The sequence below is a fragment of the Bacillus sp. HY001 genome (assembly GCF_007558965.1).
GTDB lineage: Bacteria > Bacillota > Bacilli > Bacillales > Bacillaceae_G > Bacillus_A > Bacillus_A mobilis.
The window spans coordinates 15,134-40,190 of record NZ_VLTE01000023.1 but is presented as its reverse complement, the minus strand read 5'-3'; the positions used below and the strand labels follow the sequence as shown (position 1 = coordinate 40,190).

17 protein-coding genes and 4 pseudogenes are annotated in these 25,057 nt (G+C 38.3%); 19 read left to right on the top strand and 2 right to left on the bottom strand.

Annotated features, from left to right (window positions below):
* Window positions 1-2 precede the first annotated feature (2 nt).
* From FOT98_RS12880 to FOT98_RS12835, 10 genes and pseudogenes are all read left to right on the top strand, one after another.
* Window positions 3-2,453: a tyrosine-type recombinase/integrase gene (locus tag FOT98_RS12880; protein WP_071742565.1), complete on the top strand. Its 2,451-nt coding sequence runs from the start codon at window positions 3-5 to the stop codon at window positions 2,451-2,453.
* A complete protein-coding gene (locus tag FOT98_RS12875; protein WP_071742563.1) occupies window positions 2,450-3,265 on the top strand; it encodes a hypothetical protein in 816 nt (271 codons plus the stop codon). Before FOT98_RS12880 ends, FOT98_RS12875 begins: the two co-directional genes overlap by 4 nt.
* A 70-nt stretch (window positions 3,266-3,335) precedes the next feature.
* Window positions 3,336-4,010, top strand: coding sequence for a reverse transcriptase domain-containing protein (locus FOT98_RS32355; protein WP_222104671.1), 675 nt, complete (start codon window positions 3,336-3,338; stop codon window positions 4,008-4,010).
* Window positions 3,944-4,159, top strand: a complete 216-nt coding sequence (locus FOT98_RS33410) for a group II intron maturase-specific domain-containing protein (RefSeq protein ID WP_186292111.1) — start codon at window positions 3,944-3,946, stop codon at window positions 4,157-4,159. The genes FOT98_RS32355 and FOT98_RS33410 overlap by 67 nt, the downstream gene beginning before the upstream one ends.
* Window positions 4,160-4,208: 49 nt before the next feature.
* The gene (tnpA, locus tag FOT98_RS12860) at window positions 4,209-4,529 is read left to right on the top strand and encodes an IS66 family insertion sequence element accessory protein TnpA (protein ID WP_071742561.1); all 321 of its coding nucleotides are present in this window, start codon (window positions 4,209-4,211) and stop codon (window positions 4,527-4,529) included.
* Window positions 4,526-4,903: an IS66 family insertion sequence element accessory protein TnpB gene (gene tnpB / locus FOT98_RS12855; protein ID WP_071742559.1), complete on the top strand. Its 378-nt coding sequence runs from the start codon at window positions 4,526-4,528 to the stop codon at window positions 4,901-4,903. The genes tnpA and tnpB overlap by 4 nt, the downstream gene beginning before the upstream one ends.
* A gap of 52 nt (window positions 4,904-4,955) precedes the next feature.
* Window positions 4,956-5,108 (top strand): annotated as a pseudogene (locus tag FOT98_RS32345) (IS66 family transposase); the annotation flags it as partial.
* 254 nt (window positions 5,109-5,362) lie between these two features.
* The gene (locus FOT98_RS12845) at window positions 5,363-6,703 is read left to right on the top strand and encodes a phospholipase D family protein (protein ID WP_071742557.1); all 1,341 of its coding nucleotides are present in this window, start codon (window positions 5,363-5,365) and stop codon (window positions 6,701-6,703) included.
* Between the two features lie 140 nt (window positions 6,704-6,843).
* Entirely contained in the window at window positions 6,844-7,494 is a 651-nt protein-coding gene (locus FOT98_RS12840) for a hypothetical protein (RefSeq protein ID WP_071742555.1), read from the top strand.
* 68 nt (window positions 7,495-7,562) lie between these two features.
* The gene (locus tag FOT98_RS12835; RefSeq protein WP_071742553.1) at window positions 7,563-8,708 is read left to right on the top strand and encodes an AlbA family DNA-binding domain-containing protein; all 1,146 of its coding nucleotides are present in this window, start codon (window positions 7,563-7,565) and stop codon (window positions 8,706-8,708) included.
* Window positions 8,709-8,797: 89 nt separating this feature from the next.
* On the opposite strand, the pseudogene FOT98_RS12830 reads toward FOT98_RS12835, so the two are convergent.
* Window positions 8,798-9,349, bottom strand: a pseudogene (locus FOT98_RS12830) (Tn3 family transposase); the annotation flags it as partial.
* Between the two features lie 472 nt (window positions 9,350-9,821).
* Between FOT98_RS12830 and FOT98_RS32910 the strand changes: the two are divergent.
* The 8 genes and pseudogenes from FOT98_RS32910 to brxL all read left to right on the top strand — a co-directional run.
* A pseudogene (locus tag FOT98_RS32910) lies at window positions 9,822-10,050 on the top strand (helix-turn-helix domain-containing protein); the annotation flags it as partial.
* A gap of 262 nt (window positions 10,051-10,312) precedes the next feature.
* Window positions 10,313-10,513, top strand: a complete 201-nt coding sequence (locus FOT98_RS12820) for a helix-turn-helix domain-containing protein (protein WP_071742549.1) — start codon at window positions 10,313-10,315, stop codon at window positions 10,511-10,513.
* A complete protein-coding gene (locus tag FOT98_RS12815; protein ID WP_071742547.1) occupies window positions 10,513-11,313 on the top strand; it encodes a BrxA family protein in 801 nt (266 codons plus the stop codon). The genes FOT98_RS12820 and FOT98_RS12815 overlap by 1 nt, the downstream gene beginning before the upstream one ends.
* Window positions 11,297-11,845 carry a hypothetical protein gene (locus FOT98_RS12810; protein WP_071742545.1) on the top strand — a complete coding sequence of 183 codons (549 nt, stop codon included), beginning with the start codon at window positions 11,297-11,299 and terminating at the stop codon, window positions 11,843-11,845. The genes FOT98_RS12815 and FOT98_RS12810 overlap by 17 nt, the downstream gene beginning before the upstream one ends.
* Window positions 11,846-11,856: 11 nt before the next feature.
* Window positions 11,857-15,477: a BREX system P-loop protein BrxC gene (gene brxC, locus FOT98_RS12805; protein WP_071742543.1), complete on the top strand. Its 3,621-nt coding sequence runs from the start codon at window positions 11,857-11,859 to the stop codon at window positions 15,475-15,477.
* Between the two features lie 14 nt (window positions 15,478-15,491).
* A complete protein-coding gene (gene pglX, locus FOT98_RS12800; protein WP_071742541.1) occupies window positions 15,492-19,190 on the top strand; it encodes a BREX-1 system adenine-specific DNA-methyltransferase PglX in 3,699 nt (1,232 codons plus the stop codon).
* A gap of 12 nt (window positions 19,191-19,202) precedes the next feature.
* On the top strand, window positions 19,203-21,440 hold the full coding sequence (locus FOT98_RS12795; protein WP_071742539.1) for a PglZ domain-containing protein: 2,238 nt from the start codon (window positions 19,203-19,205) through the stop codon (window positions 21,438-21,440).
* A 77-nt stretch (window positions 21,441-21,517) separates the two neighbouring features.
* The gene (brxL, locus tag FOT98_RS12790) at window positions 21,518-23,569 is read left to right on the top strand and encodes a protease Lon-related BREX system protein BrxL (RefSeq protein ID WP_071742537.1); all 2,052 of its coding nucleotides are present in this window, start codon (window positions 21,518-21,520) and stop codon (window positions 23,567-23,569) included.
* A 215-nt stretch (window positions 23,570-23,784) separates the two neighbouring features.
* Here the strand turns inward: brxL and FOT98_RS12785 are convergent.
* Window positions 23,785-24,042 (bottom strand): annotated as a pseudogene (locus tag FOT98_RS12785) (IS4 family transposase); the annotation flags it as partial.
* 184 nt (window positions 24,043-24,226) lie between these two features.
* On the opposite strand from FOT98_RS12785, the gene FOT98_RS12780 reads away from it, so the two are divergent.
* Entirely contained in the window at window positions 24,227-25,051 is an 825-nt protein-coding gene (locus FOT98_RS12780) for a bacteriochlorophyll 4-vinyl reductase (RefSeq protein ID WP_260850982.1), read from the top strand.
* The last annotated feature ends 6 nt before the right edge of the window (window positions 25,052-25,057 follow it).

Genomic DNA, 25,057 nt, shown 5'->3' with positions numbered 1-25,057 from the left:
AATTGGGGAAAGTCATAAAAAAGGAGTTTGTAAAATCAGAGCTTCCTAAACGTAAACGTTGTGCTGGATTACTAACGATTGAAGAGTATAAAATTCTAAGAAAACATTTTGGGTTTGTGTCTAGTTCATTTGTTCCAAATATTAATTTATGTTTTGAGTCATGGGTCAAAGATGGACTCATCAATCCATTAATACTAACTTCGGTTGAAAGTGAAACTATTATTTCTTCGTATTCAAAAGGAAAAAAGAAGTTGTTTTTGGATTATATTTTGTTAAATATGATTTTCGATAGAATTGATATAAATAGAGAGTTTATTGAAAAATACATATATACCGAAGGGTTTATTGGGGTGGGGAGGTTTGAAGCATTATGCTATCTGTACGACTTATTAAAGCCAAGTGAACTTCCTGATATTAATTATATTAAGGAAAACAAAAACAAATGGTTTATTATATCTATTGTAATCTTTTATAAGTGGGATGCATTAGATGAGGAGACTATCGTTGTACAACTACTTTATTATTACAGGCTTCATTCAAATCGAGCAAGAAATTTAGGGAAACGATTTAATGAATTCACACAGCTGTTTTACCCGGTTTTTAAGGAACATAACTTGATAAGTGAAAAAGATAACGTTATAGAGTATTTATCTAAAAGGTGGGCTAATAAACCTATTGATATAGTGGAAGATGTAAGGATTTTTTTTAATAATAAAATGGGGAGCTATACTAACACGGAATTTTATGATGTGTGTACGAAATTTATAGAAGAGTGTCTATTTAAAAAAATATATGATTCTAAGAAAATAAAAGTAAAAATCACTCATTGGTCTCAACTTACAAGGATTTGTGTTGAACACAACATTACAAAAATTAGTGAGGTAAATGTTCAACATAGAGACTTTTTTGCACTGGTGAATAGTTCTCAAGCGCATGGGAAATTTCAGTCTATAAGAGATATTTTAAAGTTCTATAATGATGTGTTGTTTGAAGGGTATGATAATCAAAAGATTATTTCTCTATTTTCTTCAAGTAAATTACCTAGAAAGCCCATAAATGTAAATCATACAGGAATTATGGAAACTGGAATTAAAGCTTTAATTTCTTCAGTAGGAAGTGAAATTATTCAGTCAAGATTAAATAGGTTTTCGAAAATGAAAGAATCTGAAAAAATACATTTTATACATGTACGTCTTATTTGGCTCATCATGTTAACTGGAGCAAGGGTTGGAGAAATATGTAATTTGAAGCTTGATGATGTAAAAAGATCATTTGATTATAAGGAACCTTATATTTTGATTAAAACCTTAAAAGGGAATAATGATAGAGCATTTGAATTACATAGGGGAGAAAAAATTGGAGAAAATCGTTATGAGTTTGATTTAATACATTTTGAGATAATCAAGGAATCAATAGAAGCTGCTGAAAATATGTATCATGGTTTAGAGATGAAGGATAGATTTTTATTTCCTAATAGAAAGAACGGGAAAACCGATAAGACTTCAGTTTATAACAGACTAATAGAAATTCAAATAAAAAATGGGATAGTGTGTGGTTCCCATTACGATATTTTGAATAGAGAGCTATATGAAGGAATGCCATACTTACAAAGGAATTTGAAAAAAAGAAAGGCTTTATTTGTTACACATGATCTTAGACACGCAAAGATAAATTGGTTATTATTACATGGTGGTCTAAATAAATATGAAATTCAAGATTATATAGGACATAGGAATATAAATAGTCAGGACGAGTATCAAAAATCGACAGCAATGATGTTCAAAGTAGCAAAAATGATGGAAGAACATAGTCATTATGGGGCAAAAAATGAATTAGTTACTTCTAATTATCAAGTGATTGATAAGGAAGTTAATAGAAAAGAGTATGTCCTCTTAAAAGATATTGATGAATACTTAAGTGAGTTTGAAAAAAGGCATGATCGGATAGAGATAAGAGATGCAGAGGCCTATATTGATAAAAATACAGCTTGTGAAGTAATTATTTCTTGTTCAGCAACTGGTATTTCGTGTTTAGGGTGTAAGGATTTTAGAGCTGGACAGTATAGTGAGGAAAAGATAGACAATATATCTAGGATATTAGTAGAGCAAATAAAAGCGATTGATTATCAAATCAATAATATCAATAGATTTAAACGGAGCATGATATCCAAAAGAGGTAAAGTGATTTTGGAAAATGCTCTATTAAGCCTTGTGAGTCGTTTTGAAAGTATTGAAGCAGCTAAAGGGATAACACTTATTTCGAATAAAACGGGTTTTGGTATGGAAGAAGCTCGGGCAGATAAATTTACTTATCATCTAATGCTCAAGCATAGACAGAGTGATTTAGATAAAGAAATTATAAAACATATTAAGGGATTAAAAAAGAATGGGGAATTTGAAGATATTAATCTTTTATTATATCGCTCAAAAATAAACAGGGTGGTGTTTAAATGAATAATAAAAATGATTTACTTCGGAGAGAAAAAGAAGAAGGGATTAGGGCTGCCATTCGCCATTTAGATGGAAAAGGAATTCTGAATATTTCTAATAAAATGATATCGGATACAACAAGAGACTTATTTCCAAATGATTCGAACAAGCAAATAGCTGTTAATACATTGTCAAAAAAAGAGTACTATAAGTCTAATCTTCAGAAATGGATTGAAGAAGAAAGTGGATTGAAACTCAAAAAAATGGAAGAGGTTCGTAAAAAAGCTCTAGAAATTCGTAAAAAATTAGTTATGCAAAATTATAAAAAGATCGAACAGTCTGTGGATGAGATTGTTGATTCAATAATAAAAGGAAATTTGAAATGTGAAAAAATGTCAAAAATATTTCTTACAGACTTACTAATAAAAAAGAAGGAACAAAAAGGATTTAAAATAAGTAAAGCTACTTTGTCGTTGGAGACTTACAATTCTATTTATGAACGTGCTGTAAAGCGTTTAAATACAAGTTCGCTATTAACTAATGCAGATGATTCTGAAGAGGTTGTCTCTGTTAAAGAGTTGGCACATTTAAGGAGAGAAAATAAAAGGTTAAAAAAAGTAAATAAAAATTTAATAAGTGGTTTATTTCATATTAATAATGAAGAGATAAATGATGCTTTTTTTTTAGTAGGTGATGGAAATACCTTAACACAAACAACCATTGATAAAGATTTATTATATAGTTATTTAAATTTGTTTAAAAAGAAATTGCCAAAAGATATTAATGCTTATAGTTTTATGAAGGAAATAGTAGAATATTGTAAAAAACAAAAGTGAAATTAGGAGCACGCTTTTTAAGCTAGGTATTCCAACTATTAGTGGTAGAATTGCCTAAATGGTAGTTCGTATGAATTTTGAGCCACTTGTTGAACCGATATTCTGTGCTGATTCTTATGGATATAGACCTAATCGCTCTGCCATTGATGCAGTGGGAATAACTCGAAAAAGATGTTGGGAAATGGCATGGTTAATTGAATTTGATATCAAAGGGTTATTTGACAACATTGACCACGAGCTGATGATGAAAGCTGTCCATAGGCACACTAACAATAATTGGATAATTCTCTATATTGAACGATTCTTAAAGGCTCCAATATTAATGCCTGACGGAACGATAAGAGAACGAAATTCTGGAACACCGCAAGGTGGTGTTATAAGCCCTGTACTTGCGAATCTCTTTTTACACTATGTATTTGACCGATGGATGGAAATAAAACATCCATCGAACCCTTGGGCAAGGTATGCCGATGATGCAGTGATACATTGTCAAACCAAAGAGGAAGCAGAAAGACTCTTAGAAAAGCTCCAAGGAAGAATGATGTCATGTGAGTTAGAGCTACATCCAGAAAAGACGAAAGTCGTCTACTGTAGAAGTGATAATTTTTCAAAACGACATGAGCATGAATCGTTTGGCTTTTTAGGCTACACATTTCGAAGGAGATGGGCCAAGAGTAAATATGGAACATTCTTGCAGTTAGTAAAAGTGCTGGACAAGACCTTAAAGATAAAATCCGCGAGATAAGAAAGTGGAATAAACTATACTCATTAGAGGAACTAGCAGACATTATGAATCCAATCTTACGTGGTTGGGCAAATTACTTTATAAAATTCTGTGCAAGTGAGGCAAGAAAGATACGTAAGCGTCAAATAATCCTCACCTGCCATTTGTAAATAGCCCATGAGATAATCTCCTTACATACTACATGTGGAGGTTTTTTTTATGGAAAAACATCTATTAGAAAAAGAATGGAAAGCTTATATTCAAGACTATAAAAACAGTGGGTTATCAAAAGTTGCTTGGTGTAAAAAACAGAACCTACCGGCTCATCGGCTTCATTATTGGTTGAAAAAATTATCACCTCAAACGGAAGATCAGAATAAAAATGAGCGTGTGAATTGGATTTCTATGAATGTCCCTTTCGTAGAAGAAAAAATACGTGCCACCATTCGAATTCATATGAAAGAAGCAACCATTGAACTGGATGTGCCCTTTACTCCACAGGTGCTCCTACAAGTGATGCAGACGGTGAAACAACAATGATATCAGAAGTAGCGATTGAAAAAGTATATCTTGCACAAGGGGCAACAGATTTACGTAAATCGATTGATGGGCTAGCGGCTATTGTAAAAGAAGAATTTGAGTTAGACCCCTTTTCTTCTTTTTTATTTGTTATTTGTTATTTGTTATTTGTTTTTTGTAATCGCTCACGCGATAAACTAAAAATTCTTGTTTGGGAACATTATGGTTTCTGGTTGCACTATCGCAGATTGGAAAAGAGAACGTTTTATTGGCCAACTGGGCATCCAAGTGTACCACTTACCATATCAAGACGACAATTGAGATGGCTTCTTGCTGGGTTTGCTTTTCAACAAAAACAAGGGCATCAAGCTGTACATGCGAGAACCATTCTATAAAAAATCATATATGAAAAAGGAATTTGAATGATTTTGTCGAATGGATTTATCTATGAAAACAACACCTTCACATTCAAGCCAACCCACAATTGAATCACTTCAAGTTCAAGTAGAGGAACTCACGGCAAAAGTGAGATGGTATGAAGAACAATTTCGTCTTAGCCAACAAAAACGGTTTGGTACGTCTAGCGAAAAAACACCTAATAATCAACTCTATTTGATTGAAAGGAAGCTCAAACATGTCAAGCCTACCGAGCGATATAAGCAGAGAGTTGAAAGAAGCAGGCCCATTCTGGACCTTTTTCAGCATGGCTTCATGAACAGAAAGATCGTATTTTACCAAAAAGTACACTAGGCAAAACCATCACTTATTGTTTGAATCAGTAGTAAAATACACTAAGTTAATATGATGATATTAAAGTAATTTTAGACACTATTTTTTGATAATGGAGTGGTTAAATGAGTACATACTTTTGGAGACAGCATACTTTTTGGGATGATATCGAATATGAAGTGGTGAAAAATAAGCCAAAAAAGATCGTCATTTCAAGTGCATATTTATCACCAACAGGTATTGAATATCTAAGGGAATTGTGCAAAGAGATTAATCTTAAAAGGGATGACATCATTGTCTACTGTAGTATTGATTTTAATGACACAAAGCCAGCTGACATCTTAGAAGTAATGTGCTCATTTTCCAAAGCCTTTTTGGTCGTGGATCCTTTTCTGCATAGTAAGATTTATGAATTTCATTGTGAAGATAATGTAGTCTTTTACCATGGTTCTGCGAACCTGACCGAAGGTGGTATCTCTCGCAACTTTGAATGCATGTCAAAAGATGTTTTAGAGCATTCGCCAATATGTGATTTCTGGGAGCATCTTTCAGTTAATTGTATTGAAGTAACTGAAGAAGTAATAGCTCTTTACCAATCACATCAAAAAACGCTTCCTTCAAAAATTCAAAAGAATAATGAAACACTTCAGAGAGATCTTGAAAATATCAAAGAAAAACAATACAAAATGAAAACATATCCTGATTTGAGTGGGTTTTATTTTGATGTTGATGATTATATTACTGTTTCAAAGGAATGGTATAAGGCTTCTAACTCTGCGTCAATTAAGAGAAGAAAAGTGATTCAAGATAAGTTGTTAGCCCTTCATAAAGAAATAGAACCGATGGTTAAAAAATGGGATTTGCACCCGCATTATCACAAGGATTATATTGCGAGTGGAATTATCCCCTCTGTCTTTAATCATTGGCGTGTAGGGGCAATATGGGTCAGATATGGCAAGCACAAGGGCGAGTTAAATCCTTATGGAAGTGTAGTGCGAAAAAATAGGAGGGGGAATAAAGATCCGATTGAACAATTCCACAAACATGCATGTTTTCAGATTTCCTTCGTTTCTAATGGAATTGATTTGGGGATGTTTCATGGCACGGCGCATGATGGAATTGATCGTTATCATGTCCGTGAAAAATGGAATGAAATTAAAGATGACATCTCTGGGAACTATAACAGCCTCGTTGGAAATAAACTTATATGGCATTTTTATGATGCTAAAAACGATACGTCTAAGTACCGCTTTGAAATAGATAAAGGGACCCCGAATGAGTTCCTTGACTTTTATAATAAATACGATGAAGATGGACTCGAAAGTTTTTGTATGTGCCATTTTGAATTAGATGATGAGAGAATTAAAACAAGAGGAAGCATCCTTAAAGAAGCAATGAAACTATATGAGGTATTGATGCCTTTATACAAAGCAATGACTTTTAGAATACCAAGTTCTATGCGATAAAATTTTTGGCCACTAAATATATAAGCCTACGTTATCTAGTTTACCTGGAACACAAATAAAAAAGGATACGATTACAAAGACTTTTTTATAATCCATAGATAACATAATTAAGCAATAAGCTCATTGGGGAGGGTAAGAAGATGGTCACGTATACAGTTTTAGAAACAATGCCAAGCCTTTCAAGTCCAGAAAAAGCAATTTCCTATAAGAACCAATGTATCAGTGAAGGCATGTTTGCTCATGTCTCATTAGATTGGGTTAAACCTTTAGCTGATTGGATTGGAGATAAAAAGTGTTTAGAGGTTTTAGCTGGAAGAGGTTTTTTGGCTAAAGCATTATCGGAACAAGGTGTTACAGTCATTGCTTCAGATGATTACTCTTTATTTGAGAGTGATGATTGCCAAGAAGCAGGGACGCGAAAAAAGTTGAACATAAGTAAGAATCTTAAGCCTGTCTTTGATATTAAAAAGGAAGACGCATTAACCGCCATAAGAAATTATGGTAAGGATAGTAGTGTCTTAATTATATCTTGGCCATACGAGGGGCCCATGGCTGCAGCAATTGTTGAAGAATTTTATAAGGTTGTGTCAGATCCAGATAATGCTGGGGTTATTTATATTGGTGAATTTGGGCGTGAATCCAGGACAGCTAACGATACTTTCTTTGAAATGATGGAATGGGAAGAGGATGATGATGATTTTGAAGAGGCATCATCAAACTACACTCCGTTTGTCTATAATAAAGATTCATTGAATCTTGGAATTTTAAATAAGGATTTTCGAAGAAGGTAGTCTTAGAGTTAGGGTGTTAATTGAAAAAAACCTGTAAATAGAATCTCACTGAAAAGAAGGGTTAAAAAATGAAAATTTTTAATAAATCACCTCAATCAATTCAGGAGGAAGATATACAAGAATTAATTGATGGAAAAGTTATTGAAAATAAAAGAATTGAATATAAAAAAGAGTTGCCAGGACAAGGAGATAAGGATAAAGTCGAATTTGGGCGTGATGTTTCTTCATTTGCGAATGCTTCTGGTGGTTATATTATTTATGGGGTAGAAACTAATGATTCCGGCGAACCTGTAGGGTTTAGTCCTCTGCAAGTGAATGTAGACCAAGAAATCCTAAGGCTAGAGTCTATGATAAGAAGTAAAATAGAACCAAGAATTCCAGGAGTAACTACGGTACCAATAAACGTAGAAAAAGACGTATTAATCGTAATCTATATTCCTAATAGTTGGATATCTCCACATGCAACGAAGCTCACAAACGAACGGTTTGAAATTTATTCTAGAACTTCAAACGGAAAATATCCACTTGATTATAATGAGATAAGATCAACATTTGTAGCTTCTGAAAGAACCTTTGATAGGATTAGGGGTTTTCGCACTTCGAGAATCGGAAACGTAATTGCAAATGAGATGCCAATAACTTTAGAGGATAACCCTAAAATTATTTTACATAGTGTACCAATTTCTGCATATAGCTCTAGTAATGTAGTTGACTTGTCGCTCCTTCCTGAAAATTCCGTATATTTGGAACCAATAGGAGGTGGTATATCAGACTTAAGATATAACTTCGATGGCTATGTTACTTACTATAATAATAGTAATAAAGTATGTAATGATTCATACTTACAGGTATTTAGAGATGGAAGTATTGAATCAGTAAATGCTTCTATAATAAAAAAAGACAAACAAAATTTTAGAATTAACACTATTGAAAGAGAACTTATCTCAACTGTACAGCGTTATATAGAAATTCATAAGTTATTACAAACTGAACTACCTTTCGTATTAATGGTAAGTTTAATTAATGTTAAAGGATTTACCATTAAAGACTCCAGTCCTATTGAGAGGGATTTTTTAATTGTTCCAGAAATTATTGTCGAGTCCTTTGATATAGATATATCTCAGACAATTAAACCGATCTTCGATACAATATGGAATGCGACTGGATGGGCGTATTCCGCGAATTACGAAAGTGGCCGTTGGATACCTAGTTAAGTTTGATTTATATACGGGGTACCGTCAGAGAAATGCGGATTTACAACGCTAAGCCCATTTTTCTGACGATTCCCCCGTTTTTAACAACGTTAAGAAAGTTTTAGTGGTCTTAAAGAATATAATGAGATCAATTTATCCGAATTAAAATGGTATTCTCCTAACAAATTAATATGTTCCCAGCCTAAAGGTGACATATGGTGTAATAAGTCCTCATTAAAACTACCTGTCCGTTTCTGATATTCAACTGCTTTTGTTAGATGTAGAGTATTCCAGATACTAATGGCATTGATAATTATATTTAAAGTACTGGCTCTTTGAAGCTGATGCTGTATGGTTCTTTCCCTAACCTCTCCTTGTTTTCCAAAGGAAATAGCTCTTGCCAGTCCATTCATGGCTTCTCCTTTATTCAATCCTCTTTGTATTTTTCTTCTCAGAGATTCATCCGAAATGTAATTAAGAATAAAGATCGTTTTTTCTATTGGCCCCATTTCTCGTAAGGCTGTAGCTAAGCTGTTTTGTCTTGAGTAAGAACCTAATTTCCCCATAATAAGGGATGCTGAGACTGTTCCTTCTCTTATTGAATGGGCTAATCGCAAAACATCCTCATAATTATCTTCAATGACCTTTGTATTGATTTGTCCAATGGATGCTACTCAATTCCATTGTTCTTTTGTATCTTACGATATAAGGGGTACCGCCAGCGTTCTAATATAAAAACCATGCTAAGAAAAAGAAGGCTTGATATAAAAGGGTTTCTAGCGTAACAAAAAGGATTGTGATAAATAATGTTACGAATTATTTTTGATACAGTATTTTGTTACAGCTAAATTGGCTAAATAAAGGCTAACGCTTCTTGAAACCAATGTTGTAACAAAAGCGTTCGTTTTTGATAATGTGATTAAGCCTTATTGCCGTTCTTGTTCCATTACTACACAGACCTCGTATTCCAAATGTGTTCCGTAAACAAAATCTAATGTATCCGATTTGAAAAGTTAACGGAAGATCTGTTCTGTAATGAATTTACACATGAATAATAGCCACTCAAAAAGTGACCGTCTTGTAACGAAGATCTTTATAAAAATCTCTCTTGTTTTGAGTGGCCCCAAAAAGAAGGAATTCTTTCCCTATCCCATTCAAGATCGTTCTGTGGCTGGTCGCGCGGCTGCAAGGGCAAGAGGACGGATTAGGTGGAAGGCCAGAAAAGTTAGACAACAAGGAATTAGAGATGTTTAGAACCCTTACAGCGAACGGAACACCTATTAAGGATATTGCGAAAATGTGGGGAATTTCTCGTACCATGGTTTATCGTTACTTAGAAAACAGAAGTAGGCAGAACTTGTGAAGAAACTCTGTCAATTCCGAGATAAAATTGATAATTGGACATAATCTATGAAGTACTGTAAGGCTTAAGATTGGTTGATCTCAGGAAAATAGGGTTAACATCAGTGTCATCGGCACTATTCGACAATAATTAACTTGATTTGGGTCTACAATCAGTTATATTATAAGGATATATTAGGGGGATTACGTTCGAATTCAGATGTACTTCACTCCTGGCATCTGGAGTTAATGCAATAACCTCATGAATAAGAGAGGACGAGACTATGGAAGAACGATGGCTTACAGTCGATGACATTTGCAAATATCTCAGTGTGAGCAACGAGACTGTTTACAAGTGGATCGAGCAACGGGAAATGCCAGGCCACCGGGTAGGACGCCGTTGGATGTTTAAACAAAACGAGGTAGATAAATGGGTTCGCTCTGGTGGTGCAGCTGACAACCCGAAAAGGATGAACAATAATTAATGGAAGATTTTAATAACACAAGAGAACTTGGCGTATATGATACCGCAATAAACGTTATTGGTGGGCTGAGGGATATAACGGTCATTTTCAAGGCCATAGATTCACATTTCAGTCAATCCGATTCACTAGAAGAACTCGTTAATCAGCGGAATGAATTTAATCTGCGTACTGAAAAAAGCCGAACAAGGATTGAACGCGAGATAAGAAAAGGATTTTTGCAGTTTAAGAACGAGGATCATCAGGAGCTCATTAAGGGGATTTTTAGCGAACGCGTGCCACTACGGGACAAAGAGTTGATTCTGGTTTGGCAGTTTGCTTTGAACAATAGATTATTTCGAGAAATCACATCAAGGGTTTTTGTGAAAACTTTTTACTCGGGACGCACCAGCATCTCCAAGGATGATATTGGCGCCTATCTAAAAGAATTTCTTCTGCAAAATGAATCACAGCAGATCAGTTGGTCAGAAAACACAATTAACACGCTTTCGACCAAATACCTCAATTTGATGAGTAAGTTCGGTTTTCTAAGCTCCGAGAGGGTAAAGTCATACAAGCATATACGTCCATCTTCGGAAGCGCAAGTGCTCTTTCTTTACTTTGCAAAATTATTCTCTCCTAGCACTAGTAATATCTTGACTAATGAGCTGCTTCCTATCAGCTTTATTTCTTCAGAAGATATTCAGAACCGGCTTAAAAAGCTCTCTTTGAAAGGCTTCTTTAATATGAATTTCAACGGTGTTGCTTTGAACATCGAATTAACCCAAAGCTATAAAGGAGTATGTGATGTCTTATATAACTGATCATCAACAAAAATTTACAGACTTGAAATTTCATATAGCAAACCAAGATCAGCTTCGGCGGCAGGCAAATGGCGGGAACAGTATCTTGTTCTCATACCCGCCTGATGAAGAACAGTTGTATATAGAAAAGTCGAAAGAACTATATACTGATAAGGCTGTATTTATTGATGTCAGCAAGCTACTGGTTCAATTCATTGATGAGGATGGTTGGGAATCATTTAAAGAGTATTATAGTGACTTTAAGAATACTCCCCACCTAATCTTTCGTTCTGATGATCCTACAATTGATCTATTTGACCTGATTGTTGGCGAAATTGAGAAAGCTTGTCAGAATGACAAGATTCCCATTCTAATAAGAACCGGTTGTCTCTTTGGTACAGGAATCGAGAATGTAAATATCATGGAGAATAAGACCGTTATGAATCTGCCTCATCCTCTTCTGATATTTTATCCATCAAAAATTGAGAATGACAACATTTACTTTTTGAACTTCAAACATGCATCAAAATATCGTTGCATGTTGGTGAAATGAGGAGACTGTTCATGACAAAAATAAACGAAATACTGACACTGGATCTTCAGGAAGATATAAAAAATGTGATCGATCTAGAGGATCGTTCCGAACTGGAAATCCAGCAGGAAATTGAATCTTATATTGTAACCGAAGGGATTGGTCGGCATCTTTACAATTTCACCAACCAATTTACCTCCAATATAAAAGAAACTGGGGTTTGGTTGTCCGGCTTCTATGGGTCAGGTAAATCCTACTTCGGCAAGATGTTGGGATATATCATCGACAATCCGATTATTAACGGAACACCTGCCAGAGAGCGATTTATCCCACGACTGAAAGGCGTGGCGGACGAAAGTCTAATTGAAAACTCTATCCACAATCTTGGAACAATCAACAGCAGAGTCGTTTTCCTTGACATAGCCAAACAGAACACAGACAAAGGCCTAGCATTCACTCTTTTTGCCAACTTACTGAAAAACCTCGGCTTCCGCGACGATATCTATGGCTATATGGAGTTTGATTTGTTTATCGATGGTAAACTCGATGAGTTCAAAAGTAAAGCCAAATCTCTCGAGGGCCAGGAATGGGATCAGTTGAAAACCAGCAATCGTATGGTTGCAAAGGTCATGCGGAAAGTGTTTGCTGAAATGGGTTATAGCGAAGCTGACTACGCCGAAACATATCAAGTTTACAGTTCCGCTATTGAGGATTTCTCTGCGAGCAAGTTTAAATCAGAGCTTGAGAAATACTTGAAGTACCGGCCGGAGGAGACTCTTGTCTTTATTTTTGATGAAGCCAGCGAAGCTATAAGCCAGAAGAAATTCACATTATTGGATCTGGAGGGGATTAGTGAAGCTTTTTCAAGTATCAGCAACAAAGTTTGGACCATCGCGATTGCTCAGGAAAAACTCGATGATGTCATTAACAATGCTAATGTGAATCGAAGTCAACTGACCAAGGTAACCGATCGTTTTAAGACCAAGATTCATCTTGAATCAACAGAAGTTGATGTCATCATCCGAAGCCGCCTGCTTCATAAAACAGAAGCCGGGCATCAGCAGCTCGTTAATTACCACAAGAAAAATGAAGGACTGGTATCGGATGCAACCAACTTGAAATCATCATTTCCGACTAAAACGGCAAATGCGGATGAGTTTGCAACCTACTATCCATTCCATAAGTATCAGTTCGACATTCTTCAGAAGTTTTTATTCAGCTCCAATGCGCTGGTAGCCACTCAGATCGCCGCTCGTGGAATGATCATTACAACTTTTGATATTCTTCGAAAACAGATGCGGGATAAGGAATTTTACAGTTTTACCCCGGGCTACGCCATATGTACCGAGGCACAAACAGCTCCTCCCATTGGACTGGTTAATAAATACGATACTGCAAGAAAGATACTAAAAGAACGTAGCAACATCATTGACGGTGAAAAGCTGCTGAAGACTATTCACCTTTTGGCTGATTCAGAAGTTATTTCACCAACAGTGGAGAATATTACAAAGAGCTACATTTCCGACATTACAACCTACTATGATGTGAAGCCGGTCGTAGAAGGGGCTCTCGAACTGCTGCTTGAAGCAAAAGTCCTGCTGCTTTCAAACAACAACTACAAGATCACTTCTGACCTTGAAGGCAAGCTCCTTGAAGAGATGAAGGAGTTTGATGTTGAGCTATTCAGCAAGAAACGGTCTTTGATTAACTACATCAAGGACTACAAGTTGTTTAACACGGTAGCCACCTTTAATGACGGCACAGACAGTTTCAAATTCAGCGTTCTTTCCGATCAGGATGACGAGCTAACCGGCTCAGGCAACAAGCATCTGAAATTGACAGTCTACAGCCTGTTTAACATCAGTCAAAACCGGCAGGATTTTATCGAGAACCTCAAGCTGGAAACCCAGTTTCAAAAGGATCTCATCACGCTGGTACCAAACAACAATGAGTTTAAGTTCATTGATAAACTAATTGGTGAAATCAGCCGCTACTCATACATGGAAGAAAAGTATTCCAATGAATCTGATCCAGCCAAGCGTCAAATTATTCGGGATTTTTCCATCATTCGCGAGGAAAAGGAAAAAGAGCTTCGGATAAAGATTGAGAAGGCATATTACAATGCCTCATTGATCTATATGTTCGACGAGCATCTGCTTAATGCAGACAGTTTCAAAGGCACGATCAGTGAAATTCAGCGTAAAATGATCAAGAATATTTACACAAAAAGACTTGCTTCCGGGCTTTCTGAAGGTCTGGTTCCTAAAATTTTCAGCAGCCGTAAAGAAGATCTAAGCCGACTGTTTTCTGGTGATGACTTCAGATTTTTCGATAGCCACGGTAATTTTACCGGTGATCACCTGAAGGTGGTTGAAGAGATCAATTTCAAGATCAAAAGTCGTTACGTAGATGGTCGCACACTGGAGTCAGATCTCTCTGGTGCGCCATGGGGATATTCATTTGGAACGATTGTAGCTACCTTGGTAGCCCTCTTTCGAGCCGGTCGCTTGTCTGTAAAATACAATGGTGACACATGGTTTTCTCATAAGCAGAACGGTATTCAGGACGCCTTTACCAATGCCACGAAATTTAGGTCTGCTTCATTCAAGTCCATTACGGTGACGTTGACGGCTGCTCAGAAAAATCTGGCCGTTCAACTACTGATGGACCTTGAAATTGAAGTCCATACCGGGCAAAAAGTTGACTGGAACACCACCGACTTCGATCTTGCCGACAGCATTCGGAACATGGCAGATCATTTTATTAAAGCACTGGCGACGCTGAACGATACGGTCGACGGATTCGAGTCACTGTTCCCGAATGTAGCCGACCAGAAACAGACCTTACTAAGTTTTACTGGGAAGATCACTGAAAGCAATTACATCGAAAGGGTTGAATTCTTCCTTACGAATAGCGATCAGTTCTCAGGCGCTATTCAGACCATACTGAAAGCGCAGAAATTCATCAAGAAGAACTTTTCCAAGGTCAGGGAGTTTAAGAGATTCATTGAAGAGGTTACGAGTGAACTCAAAAAAGCAGACCGATCCGAGAATATGATTAATGAAGCGAACGAAGAATTTGTTCGGCTCTATAAGCGGGACATGGTCAAGAACTTCGGCAACCTCCAGCAGCAGGTGCAGAATGTTAAAGACAGTTACTACAAGCTGATTAAAAACGCTGCTGCTAGAATGAGCCATGAGTATCAGCTTCTCAGTGGAAAAATAGATGACGCGTTTAGAACACTGAAGGGGTATCCAGCTGAGCTGAATGTGCATAACCAGAAGATGCTGGATGAGCTTAAGCGCTACTGCTCGGACAGGATCATCAAAGAACCGGTACTTGAATATTCCATTAGTTGTAAAAATTGTGGATACTCACTCTCGGATATCCTGAACTATACAGCACTCGCTCCTACCAAGGAGAACGAGTTGCTAATCATTCAAAGCAGTTTTGTTACAGAAGCACCCCTGCCGGAACCAGAAACCGGTGGAGATCAGTCTCCTGTACCCAAAAAACCGCGCAAAGTTCGTTTTCAGGTCACCAACAAGGTTATGACCGTCCAGGAATACAAATCACTCCTAACAACTCAACTGGCGTTATTGACCACTGCCAGACCTGATGAAGAGATCGAACTGGATATAGAAACTATATGATAGGATGTTGATATATGAAACTACCAGAACATGTAGATAAGCTCAGGGACCTCATTGAGGTGGCTTTTGATAAATATTTCGCCCGACTGGGTATTAGCAAGAACAAACAGTTAGACATTGAAAAACTTCCTTCAGAAGTTAGAACCAAACGAATGCGTTTCGAGGAGATGCTCGAAAATCATATTGGTGAAACCGGTAATTACGAACATGCACGGGGTAAGCTCATTGATGAGCTTACCTTTACACTGTTCAACCGTCTGGCTGCTGTTAAAGTTATGGAAGCTGCTGCGCTATTCCCACCAGTGCTGACCAAACAGCCAGAGCATGGCGACCGCTCATTTGGCCACAAGGCATGGCTGGAAATGAACCCACACATGCGTTCCGAAGAACTGGAAGGCATTCGTGAATACCTTAAACACGCCTTTAATGAGCTAGGAGAAACTCTTCCGCTTTACAGTAAAGCCTATCCGTATGCTTTGCTACCTGATGCCATCAGTCTCAATGAAATCATCGACACCTTTAATGCAGTGGAAAAGGACACTCAGGTGGGCAGTGATATTTGGCAAAGTGATGATATCCTTGGCTGGATGTATGAGAGCTATAACAATGTAAAGAAGAAGGCTCACAAAGACAGCGGCGCTAAAACTGAATACCATAAGGTTTCCCTGCAGTCTCAGGTTTATACACCTCGCTGGGTCGTGCAGTTTCTGGTGGAAAACTCTCTGGGGAAACTTTATCTAGAAATGTATCCGAATTCCGAGATCAAGGAACGTTACAAGATTGCCAACGCTCCCCAAACCCAGGAGCGCAAGCCCAAGCTGCTGCATGAATTAAAGGTGATAGACCCGGCATGCGGATCGGGAAATTTCCTTCTTTACGCCTTTGACTTTTTCTATGAACTCTATGTCGACCAGATCGAAAACTATGGAGCTGATTATGATGAAAAGGATATTCCTAAGCTGATAATTGAAAACAATCTGCACGGAATCGATCTGGATGACCGGGCGGTTCAACTAGCCCAGCTTGGCCTCTTTATCAAAGCAAAGAAAAAACGCAGAACGATTAGCGAACTCGCCTTTAATGTGGTCTCCTCGGACTTTTATCTGCCGGATTATGCGGAAGTAGAGCATATTTTTACTGAAGGAAATAAACTAGATAAAAACCAGCAAGAACTCATTTCAGATGTCTGGTCAGACCTGCAATATGCATATAAATTTGGTTCGCTTATTCGATTAGACGAAAAACTCAAATCCAGAATACATGATATTCAGAACGAGATCGATGCCGGTGAATATTCACTATTCACCACAGCCTTTATTGAGGAGGAAAAGATTTTCGCGGCCACTTTCTTCAGCAACCTTAAGACCGCTGTCGAGCAATATGCACAAGCTAAAGGAAGTACCTTCCTGACCAGCAAGACGCGGGATGCCATAACTTTTCTTGAATTGCTTACCACAGAATACGATGTGGCTACCGCCAACCCGCCATATACTGACAGTGCCGACTTTGGTCCTGAGTTAAAGAAGTTCATCGAAGTCAATTACAAAAAGCCATACAAGTTCCACACCAACCTGTACGCCGCTTTTATTAAGCGATGTTATGAGTTGGTAAATGAAAATGGCATGATTGCTATGATTAGTCCAAGAACTTTCATGTATATAAAAACATTTGAGTCTATCAGAGAGTACATTCTTTTAAAATCAAATGTAAATCTTTTAGCCGAACTTGAAATGGGAGGTGTGTTTGAATTTTCTAATGTCGCTATCGATGCCGTAATGTATGTGTTTGAAAAAGGATTTTCAGATTCAATTGGCGTCTACTTTGATCTTAAGGAATATCATAATTACACAAAAAAAGGTGATATATTCCAAAAAATATATAATAATTACATAAATGGAATACAGGATGAGCATGTTTATAGGCTAAACCAATCAAAACTAAAGATCATCAAGTCCTGGCCCTTCATTTACTGGATTTCCGATGAATTTCGGGAGAAGTTTGAAAATGTTTCTATTGATAAATTCTTTAAAGTATCTCAAGGAATGTCAGTATCCAACGGAGAAAGGTTTCTTAGATTCAACTGGGAATTGAATTCTAATGATATATTTAGAGGAGAGAGCTCCCAGAAAAGTGATTGGGCTCGTTTTCCAAAAGGTGGGCCCTTTAAAAAGTGGTCTGGCAATTTGTGGCTTTGTGTAAACTGGAAAAACGATGGCGCTGAGCTTAAATCCTTCAAGAAGGCAGTGTTAAGAAATCAGCAGTATTACTTTGTTGAAGGATTGACCTACAGCAGTAGCGGTTCTAAAGGCACAACTTTTCGGACGCTTCCATCAAGTGCTGTAATAAGCGGAGGCGGCCCTGGAATACATCAAATCGACACCAAATACTCTAACTTCTATTGCTTAGGCTATTTAAACTCGAAGTTGGTTTCATATATAATCAACTGTTTAAACCCTACTGTTAACACGACTCAGGGGGACTTAAATAGGATACCTTTACTCGACATTAGGCAAACGGCTATTAGCCACATAGAGTCCTTAGTCGAACGAAACATCCAAATTTCTGACCATCTGCTCAGTTATTCCATTATTGAGGATAACTACACAAGGTCGCCATTGTTTTTTAAACTAGATGATTTTAAGGCATCTATTAAATCATTTTTCTGGACAGAAAATCATTTGTTGGCTCAAAGCTTAATTAACGAAGCCATAATTGATGGAGAGATTCTATCAAACGTAACGCTACCTGACATTGACAAAGCCATGGTACTGGCCAAAGAAGGAGAAAGTATTGGTGGACTTCCGGTACTTGCTGAAGCCAGGGAAGTCTATCTTGCAGAAACAGAAGCGACCAAAGAATATCCATTGGATACGATCCGCGATTTCATCGAGTCACTCCCAACCAGAGAATTCACTGCCGAAGAGTGTGAGGAGATCGAAAGCGGCTTCCCAACCCTTTACCAGAAGAACAACGATCTAGAAGAGTTTTGCATTCGCCATCAGGTCAACCCTATTAATGTCTGGTACTGGTTCAAACAGAGTAATGTGATTCCGCAGCAGCGGATGCACACACTGGCGATTGAGTTTCTGGCTGATATGGTCCGGGAAATCCTTATGGAGGATGAAGACGGCATCGTCCCGCTGGTACCTAATGCTGGGGAAAAGGTATTGCTGGATCGTATTGAGGGGAAATTTCGCGAAAAAGGTTTCAGTACGGCCCAATACTCCAGTTTTGATACAGTCCTCGGCCGTTCAATCCATGAGTACTTGAATAAGTTTTTCTTCGCGGAGCTATCTGATCACTTGAACCTGTTTATGTATCTACCGAAGACACCGTTTATCTGGCATCTTTCTAGTGGGCCAGAACAAGGTTTTGATTGTTACATTATCATCTACAAATGGAGCCGTGACAAACTGCTGCGCCTGCGCTCGGTCTATATCGAGCATCGGGAACGCTCATTGGTTAATCGTCAAAGCGATTTAGCAGGTAATGAAAGTGCCGAAGCACAGAACGAAAAAGACCGCATCTTCAGACAGCTCAAAGAGATTGAAGCCTTCAAAGTTAAGATTGATGAACTGCTTGCTGAAGGATACTCGCCTGTTCTCGACGACGGTGTCGGCAAAAATATTGCTCCATTGCAAAAAAAGAGAATGATTCCTTATGAGGTACTCAATGCAGGTCAACTTAAAAAGTACCTTAATGCGGATTGGTAGGGAGAGCCGACTATGATTGACATATTGTTTAAAAATGATCTGCTGAATATTTACGACCGTCATTCGGTGGCGGTGTTCATTGATGAATCGGGCGACGCGGAGTTTTTACTAAAAACTGTCGAAGGTGAGTTTACCATCTATCAAACAAATTCCGAGTTGGAAGAACTGCATGTGAAATATCTCATCGAGAAAACACAGCCCAGTAATGAGAGGTTCCTCATTTATACTCGTTCGAAAAAAGATGAGCTAAAGTTCATCCGTGAATATTGCGAGACCTGCGGGTGTCTGGAAATCCGCTACTTGCAGAGCTACATCAAGGACAAGGTTCATCAGACCCTGAATCTAAATATCAATCTCAAAAAGGAAGAGCTGATTGCCGCCGCAAAAGTCAGCGTTGGTAAAGATCGAGCTTACTGGATAGATCTTAGTCATAAGGGTGCGGCAGAAATTTTTGACCTAAACAAAGAGCTTCTGCCTTTTGTTCATGATCCTGATACCTACTCAAAAGAAAAATACGATGCGCAACTTCGGGAAGCATTTTACCAAAAAGTCAATGAGCTGCTTGGACAGGATTATCTGCTTAAGCCTGCAACTACACTTGCTGGTGAAGTAGTAAAGGCCATGCTTGATGGTTTGGCTGAAGGAAACTGCAACAAGACGCTCCAGTCTGTTTATCAAAACTGGCTCGACTCAGTTTCCTACCGAGATTCGTTTAACGAGTATCTTGGCGGTTATACACTCTCGACAGAACTGGATATCTGGAAAGTCAGCATACATCATCCCTTCATTCAGGTGGATGAAAGATGGATGGCTGAAATCGGAAAAAACCTTTCAGATAAAGCTTCGATTCCAAATATCCTTGCCAAATTACGCCAGCGTAATCAGAGCAGACAGGCTCAGACGCTTGGTATTCTCTTTTGGAATGATGTGATTGCACTACTGGAGTTTGACTCCAAGGATATTACCTACCTGAGTTCGTTCAGCGAGTGTGTCGAGTTCTATAAAAAACATTTCTGCAAGCTGGATACTGCCATTCGCAATCTGTATGCAGAGTTCCTTAATAAAAAAGAGCTCCTCGAACCATTTCAGGAGCTCTACAAAGAGCATAGCTCTGTTTTTCTGGACAAATGGTTTGAACACTGGAGCGACTATAAAGAAAACCAGACCGGGATACTGCAGCGGATCATTGATGCAGCTGGCGGCTTGAAGACGGCCGTTATTGTTGGGGATGGCGTTGCCTATGAAATTGCTGAGCTGGTAGCCACCAAAGTTAAAGGACCAGTAAATCTCAAAAGGGATTCAATTCTTGCCGATATCCCTTCCGAGACCGAAAACAACATGAGCCGCATCTACATGGACAATGGCGTTACCGAAGCGGTTCAGAGTAACCGAGAGAAATATCTGGCAGTGCAGAATTCCAATGTAACAATCGACTTTATTCGCCTTGATGAGGTCAATGAAGAAGCCCGGTCGGGACAGTTTCTGATTTGCACTTATAAAGATATCGATGACATGGGTGAAAAGCTTCAACAGAAAGCTCTTAAGTATATCCCGGAAACCATCGACTTCTTCGCTGAAAAGATTTCACTCCTCCTGTCCAGCGGTTACGGAAAAGTTTACCTGATTACAGATCATGGTTTTGTTCTGACCGGACTGTTAAGTGAAGCGGATAAGATTTCAATATCTCCGAAAGGCGAGTTTGATAAGGCAGAACGCTATATCCGCACGGAAAGTAAACAAACAGACCTCACTCCCGCATTGGTTGAGGCTAAAAAGAGCTATAAGCAATTCGAGTATCTTTACTTTGCAAAGAACATCAATCCTTTCAAGACTCCTGGATTATACGGATTTTCGCATGGAGGTGTATCACCTCAGGAACTGGTAACTCCTTATTTCTGTTGGGAGCGTTCCGGAGCTTCTATCGCGTCGCTGCCTGTTAGCATTGAAAATAAAGGAGACTTAAAAGATGTCACCGGCGAATTGTTTTCAATCAAAATTCAGGCCGACAAAGGCGCTGGGGATCTGTTCTCTATGGAGAGAAAGGTTTATCTGGTCTTCTTTGCGAACAAAACGCAGGTGAACAGAAGCGATATATTCATCATTCAACGGAATGAGCGGATTACCAAAGAATATACGTTTGACGGCTATCCGGAAATAGAAGTCCACCTTCTGGATGCTGCCACGAAACAGCAGCTGGACCGAGCCGTTGTTAAACAAAATAAAGATAGAGATTTAGGCGGGCTTCTCTAACGATAAGGAACCGATTGGAAATATCAGCGATGGCTTGGTAAAGCAACACGAAAAAGTGCTTATGGGAGGCATCTGTTATGACAGTATTGAATGACTTAGACATAAAACTTTTAGAACACTTCAGGGGGTACGTGGTCAAGAAAGATCTTGTCCGCTCAGTAAAGGTTGGAGCCAATGTGCCGGTGTTTGTGCTTGAATACCTGATAGCCAACTCCTGCTCTACTGATGACGAAGAAAAGATCCGCACCGGCATGGAGAATGTGAAAAGGGTTCTCAGCGAGCATTATGTGAATCCTGAAGAGAGCTCATTGATTCATTCCAAGATTCGTGAGAATGGCCGCTACAAGATCATCGATAAGATCTCCGTGGAACTGGATTCCAAAAAGGATATCTACTGGGCGAAGCTACAAAACAGCAACATCAAAAATGGAAATATCAGCGATGACTTGGTAAAGCAGCATGAAAAGATGCTTATGGGAGGCATCTGGGCTATTGTCGATGTGGAGTATGATCCAAACATTAAAGTCGGACAGAATATTTTTCCGTTTGTCATTACAGAGATCAAGCCCATCCAGCTTTCCAGCTTTGATAATACTAAGATCATCAACAAACGCAAGGAGTTTACAAAGAGTGAGTGGCTCGACATCCTTTTGAGAAGCTGCGGCTATGAACCGAGTGCAGAAGGTGTCTCCGATCGAATCAAAATGCTATTGCTATCCAGATTACTCCCAATGGTTGAATCGAACTTCAATTTCATCGAGCTGGGACCACGTTCGACAGGTAAATCCTTTGTCTATAAGGAACTAACGCCTTATGCTGTGTTGATATCCGGTGGTCAGGGAACGGTAGCAAAACTCTTTGTCCATGGCTCAACCGGTAAGGTTGGGGCTGTGGGTCAATGGGATGCAATCTGCTTTGATGAGGCTACGGACAAAATCTTCAAGGAACGAGACGCTGTTCCTCTGATGAAAGACTACATGGAGTCAGGGTCTTTCTCCCGGGCCGGTGCCGGTGGTGAAATCACTGGAGTCGCTTCCATCATTCTTAACGGTAACATCAATCAGCCTGTCGAGACGGTCCTGCAGACCTCGCACCTGTTCAGTCCGCTTTCAGATGAGGTCAACAGCGATACGGCCTTTCTAGATCGTATCCATTTTTATCTTCCCGGTTGGGAAATGCTCAAATTTTCGCCAAAGCATTTCACATCCAACTTTGGGTTCAGTACGGATTACTTCTCTGAGGCTCTAAAATCATTGAGGCGGGTTACCTATACCGATGCACTCGAAAAATACTATTCACTTGGAGCTCATCTGAAACAGCGTGATACCAAACCGGTTAAGAAGACTGTTTCCGGCTTGATCAAGCTAATGCACCCGGATGGCGAATACACCAAAGAAGACATTAAGGAGTATCTGGAAATCGCTCTCGAGATGCGTCGACGTGTTAAAGAACAACTGAAGCGTATCGGGGGTATGGAGTTCTGGGATACCAATTTCTCTTACATTGATAAGGAAAGCCAAGAAGAGTTTTTTGTCGGTCTGCCCGAAGAAAAAGGGTCACACCTCATTGAGAACACTCCGCTTCCTCCGGGGGTTTGTTATACAAGTACCAGTGATGGTGAGAACGTAGCGCTGGTGAGGATTGAAACCGTCGCAATAGCAGGATCTGGAAAGTTGAATATTACCGGGGTCAACAACACGGCCGTGAAGGAGAATATCAAAAACACCTACCAGTACATAAAGGCTAATGAGAAAACGATCCTGAGTGACAAACATTCGCTGAAAAATTATGATATCACCATTCAGGCAACTAATCTTCTGGGTTCTGCAATCTCGTCGGGTATCGGATCAGCAGTCTATATCGCGATCGTATCGGCCCTTTACAAAAAGAACCTGAAGGCTGGCCTTGCAGTCCTTGGAAATATCTCTGTGGGAGGTGCCATAGAGAGAGTAATTAACTTTGCTGACAAGGTCACCATGCTATCTGAAAACGGGGCCAAGAGCGTGATCGTTCCGATGGATAACCTCAATGAGCTTTCAAACGTACCGCCAACAGTCCTTGGTAACACAGATGTGCCGTTCTACCAGAACAATCAGATGCTAATGCAAAAAGTGATTCTGTTGGACTGAATGATATAAATAAATTGGAGAGAAGTAGAGAATTAGGGGGCTGTGTAGCAACGGAACCGGATTTGAGAACAAGTATTAGGGGTCACATCACACATCCATCAACTTAAGGTATATTTTTATACAAAATGTGGTCTTTCCATATAGTTTTTATTATCTTTTATAGATTTTATAAAAGTGGGCATATCAAATAAACCCTGACGGGTTTCAATTTTTTACTATGCTACCTGATGAGTAGAAGTGGTATACTCATACACAACACTCAAAATATCAAAGACTGTCTTTTTCTCGTATCGATGAGATTTTCGTCCGTTACGCTGTAGGAGGTTAAACAGACGAAAGAGAACCTTTGATAATTCTTGGGTGTTTTTGTGTAATGCTTGGTAAAAAAGTAAAAAATAATCCTTAATTATGTACATCGCTTTATATTCATTTAGCTCTTTCTGTTTCTTACGTAACAGAAGTTCTAGCATTTTATTCCATTAAAGGGCCAGATTATTGAAGTAGATTATTTAACAGGGCAAGGAGCGGATAGGTCATTAGCAGATGACTTATCTGCTCTTTTTACGTTTTGTTCATTATATAAAAATAAGTAATGCATCTGCTTTTATTGTAAAATATATGTATATCTATGGTTCTTAATACAAGGAGAGATAAATAGTGGCAAATGAATTTGGAATGATTGAAGTTTTAATAACAAATGCAGTTAAGTTACCGGGAGTTAAAGTTAATAGAGATGAATTTTTAGCCAAAAATTTTTCTAAAAATGTATCCCCAAATCAATTAGCAGAAATAATTGAAAAAGGTCCAATAAACGCTAATATCGATAAAAAAATAATAAATAAAGTCGCAAAAAAGGTTATCTCTAATCGAACTATGAAAAGTTCTAGTGTCTCATTTGCTGCAGGTGTACCAGGAGGATTAGCAATGGCTGCTACAATACCAGCTGATACAGCACAGTTTTTTGGCATGGCATTAAGATTATCTCAAGAATTAGGTTATATTTATGGATATGAGGATTTCTGGGATGATGATGGATTAGATGTAGAAAAGGTAAACGGAGACTTGGTATTATTTTTAGGTGTTATGTTTGGAGTGGGAGGAGCAACAGCAACAATAAAAGTGTTGTCATCTCAATTATCTAAGGAAGCATTGAAAAAACTTCCGAATAAAGCTTTAATGAAGACATTTTATTACCCAATAATAAAAAAAATAGCAAGCTATATTGGAGTGAAAGTTACTAAGGACTCCTTTGCTAAAGGAATATCAAAAGTTATTCCAGTTGTTGGAGGTGTAGTCTCAGGAGGTCTAACATTTGCTTCTATGACGAAAATGGGGAATAGACTCTCAAAATCCCTAGAAGAAAATATGAATCTTTCTTCAGAAGATGTTAGAAAAAGCTTTGAGGAACTTAAAAAGAATAATCCAGAAATTATTGATGTAGATTTTGAAGAACTAGATAATTTTGATGAGATTAAAATATAAATATAA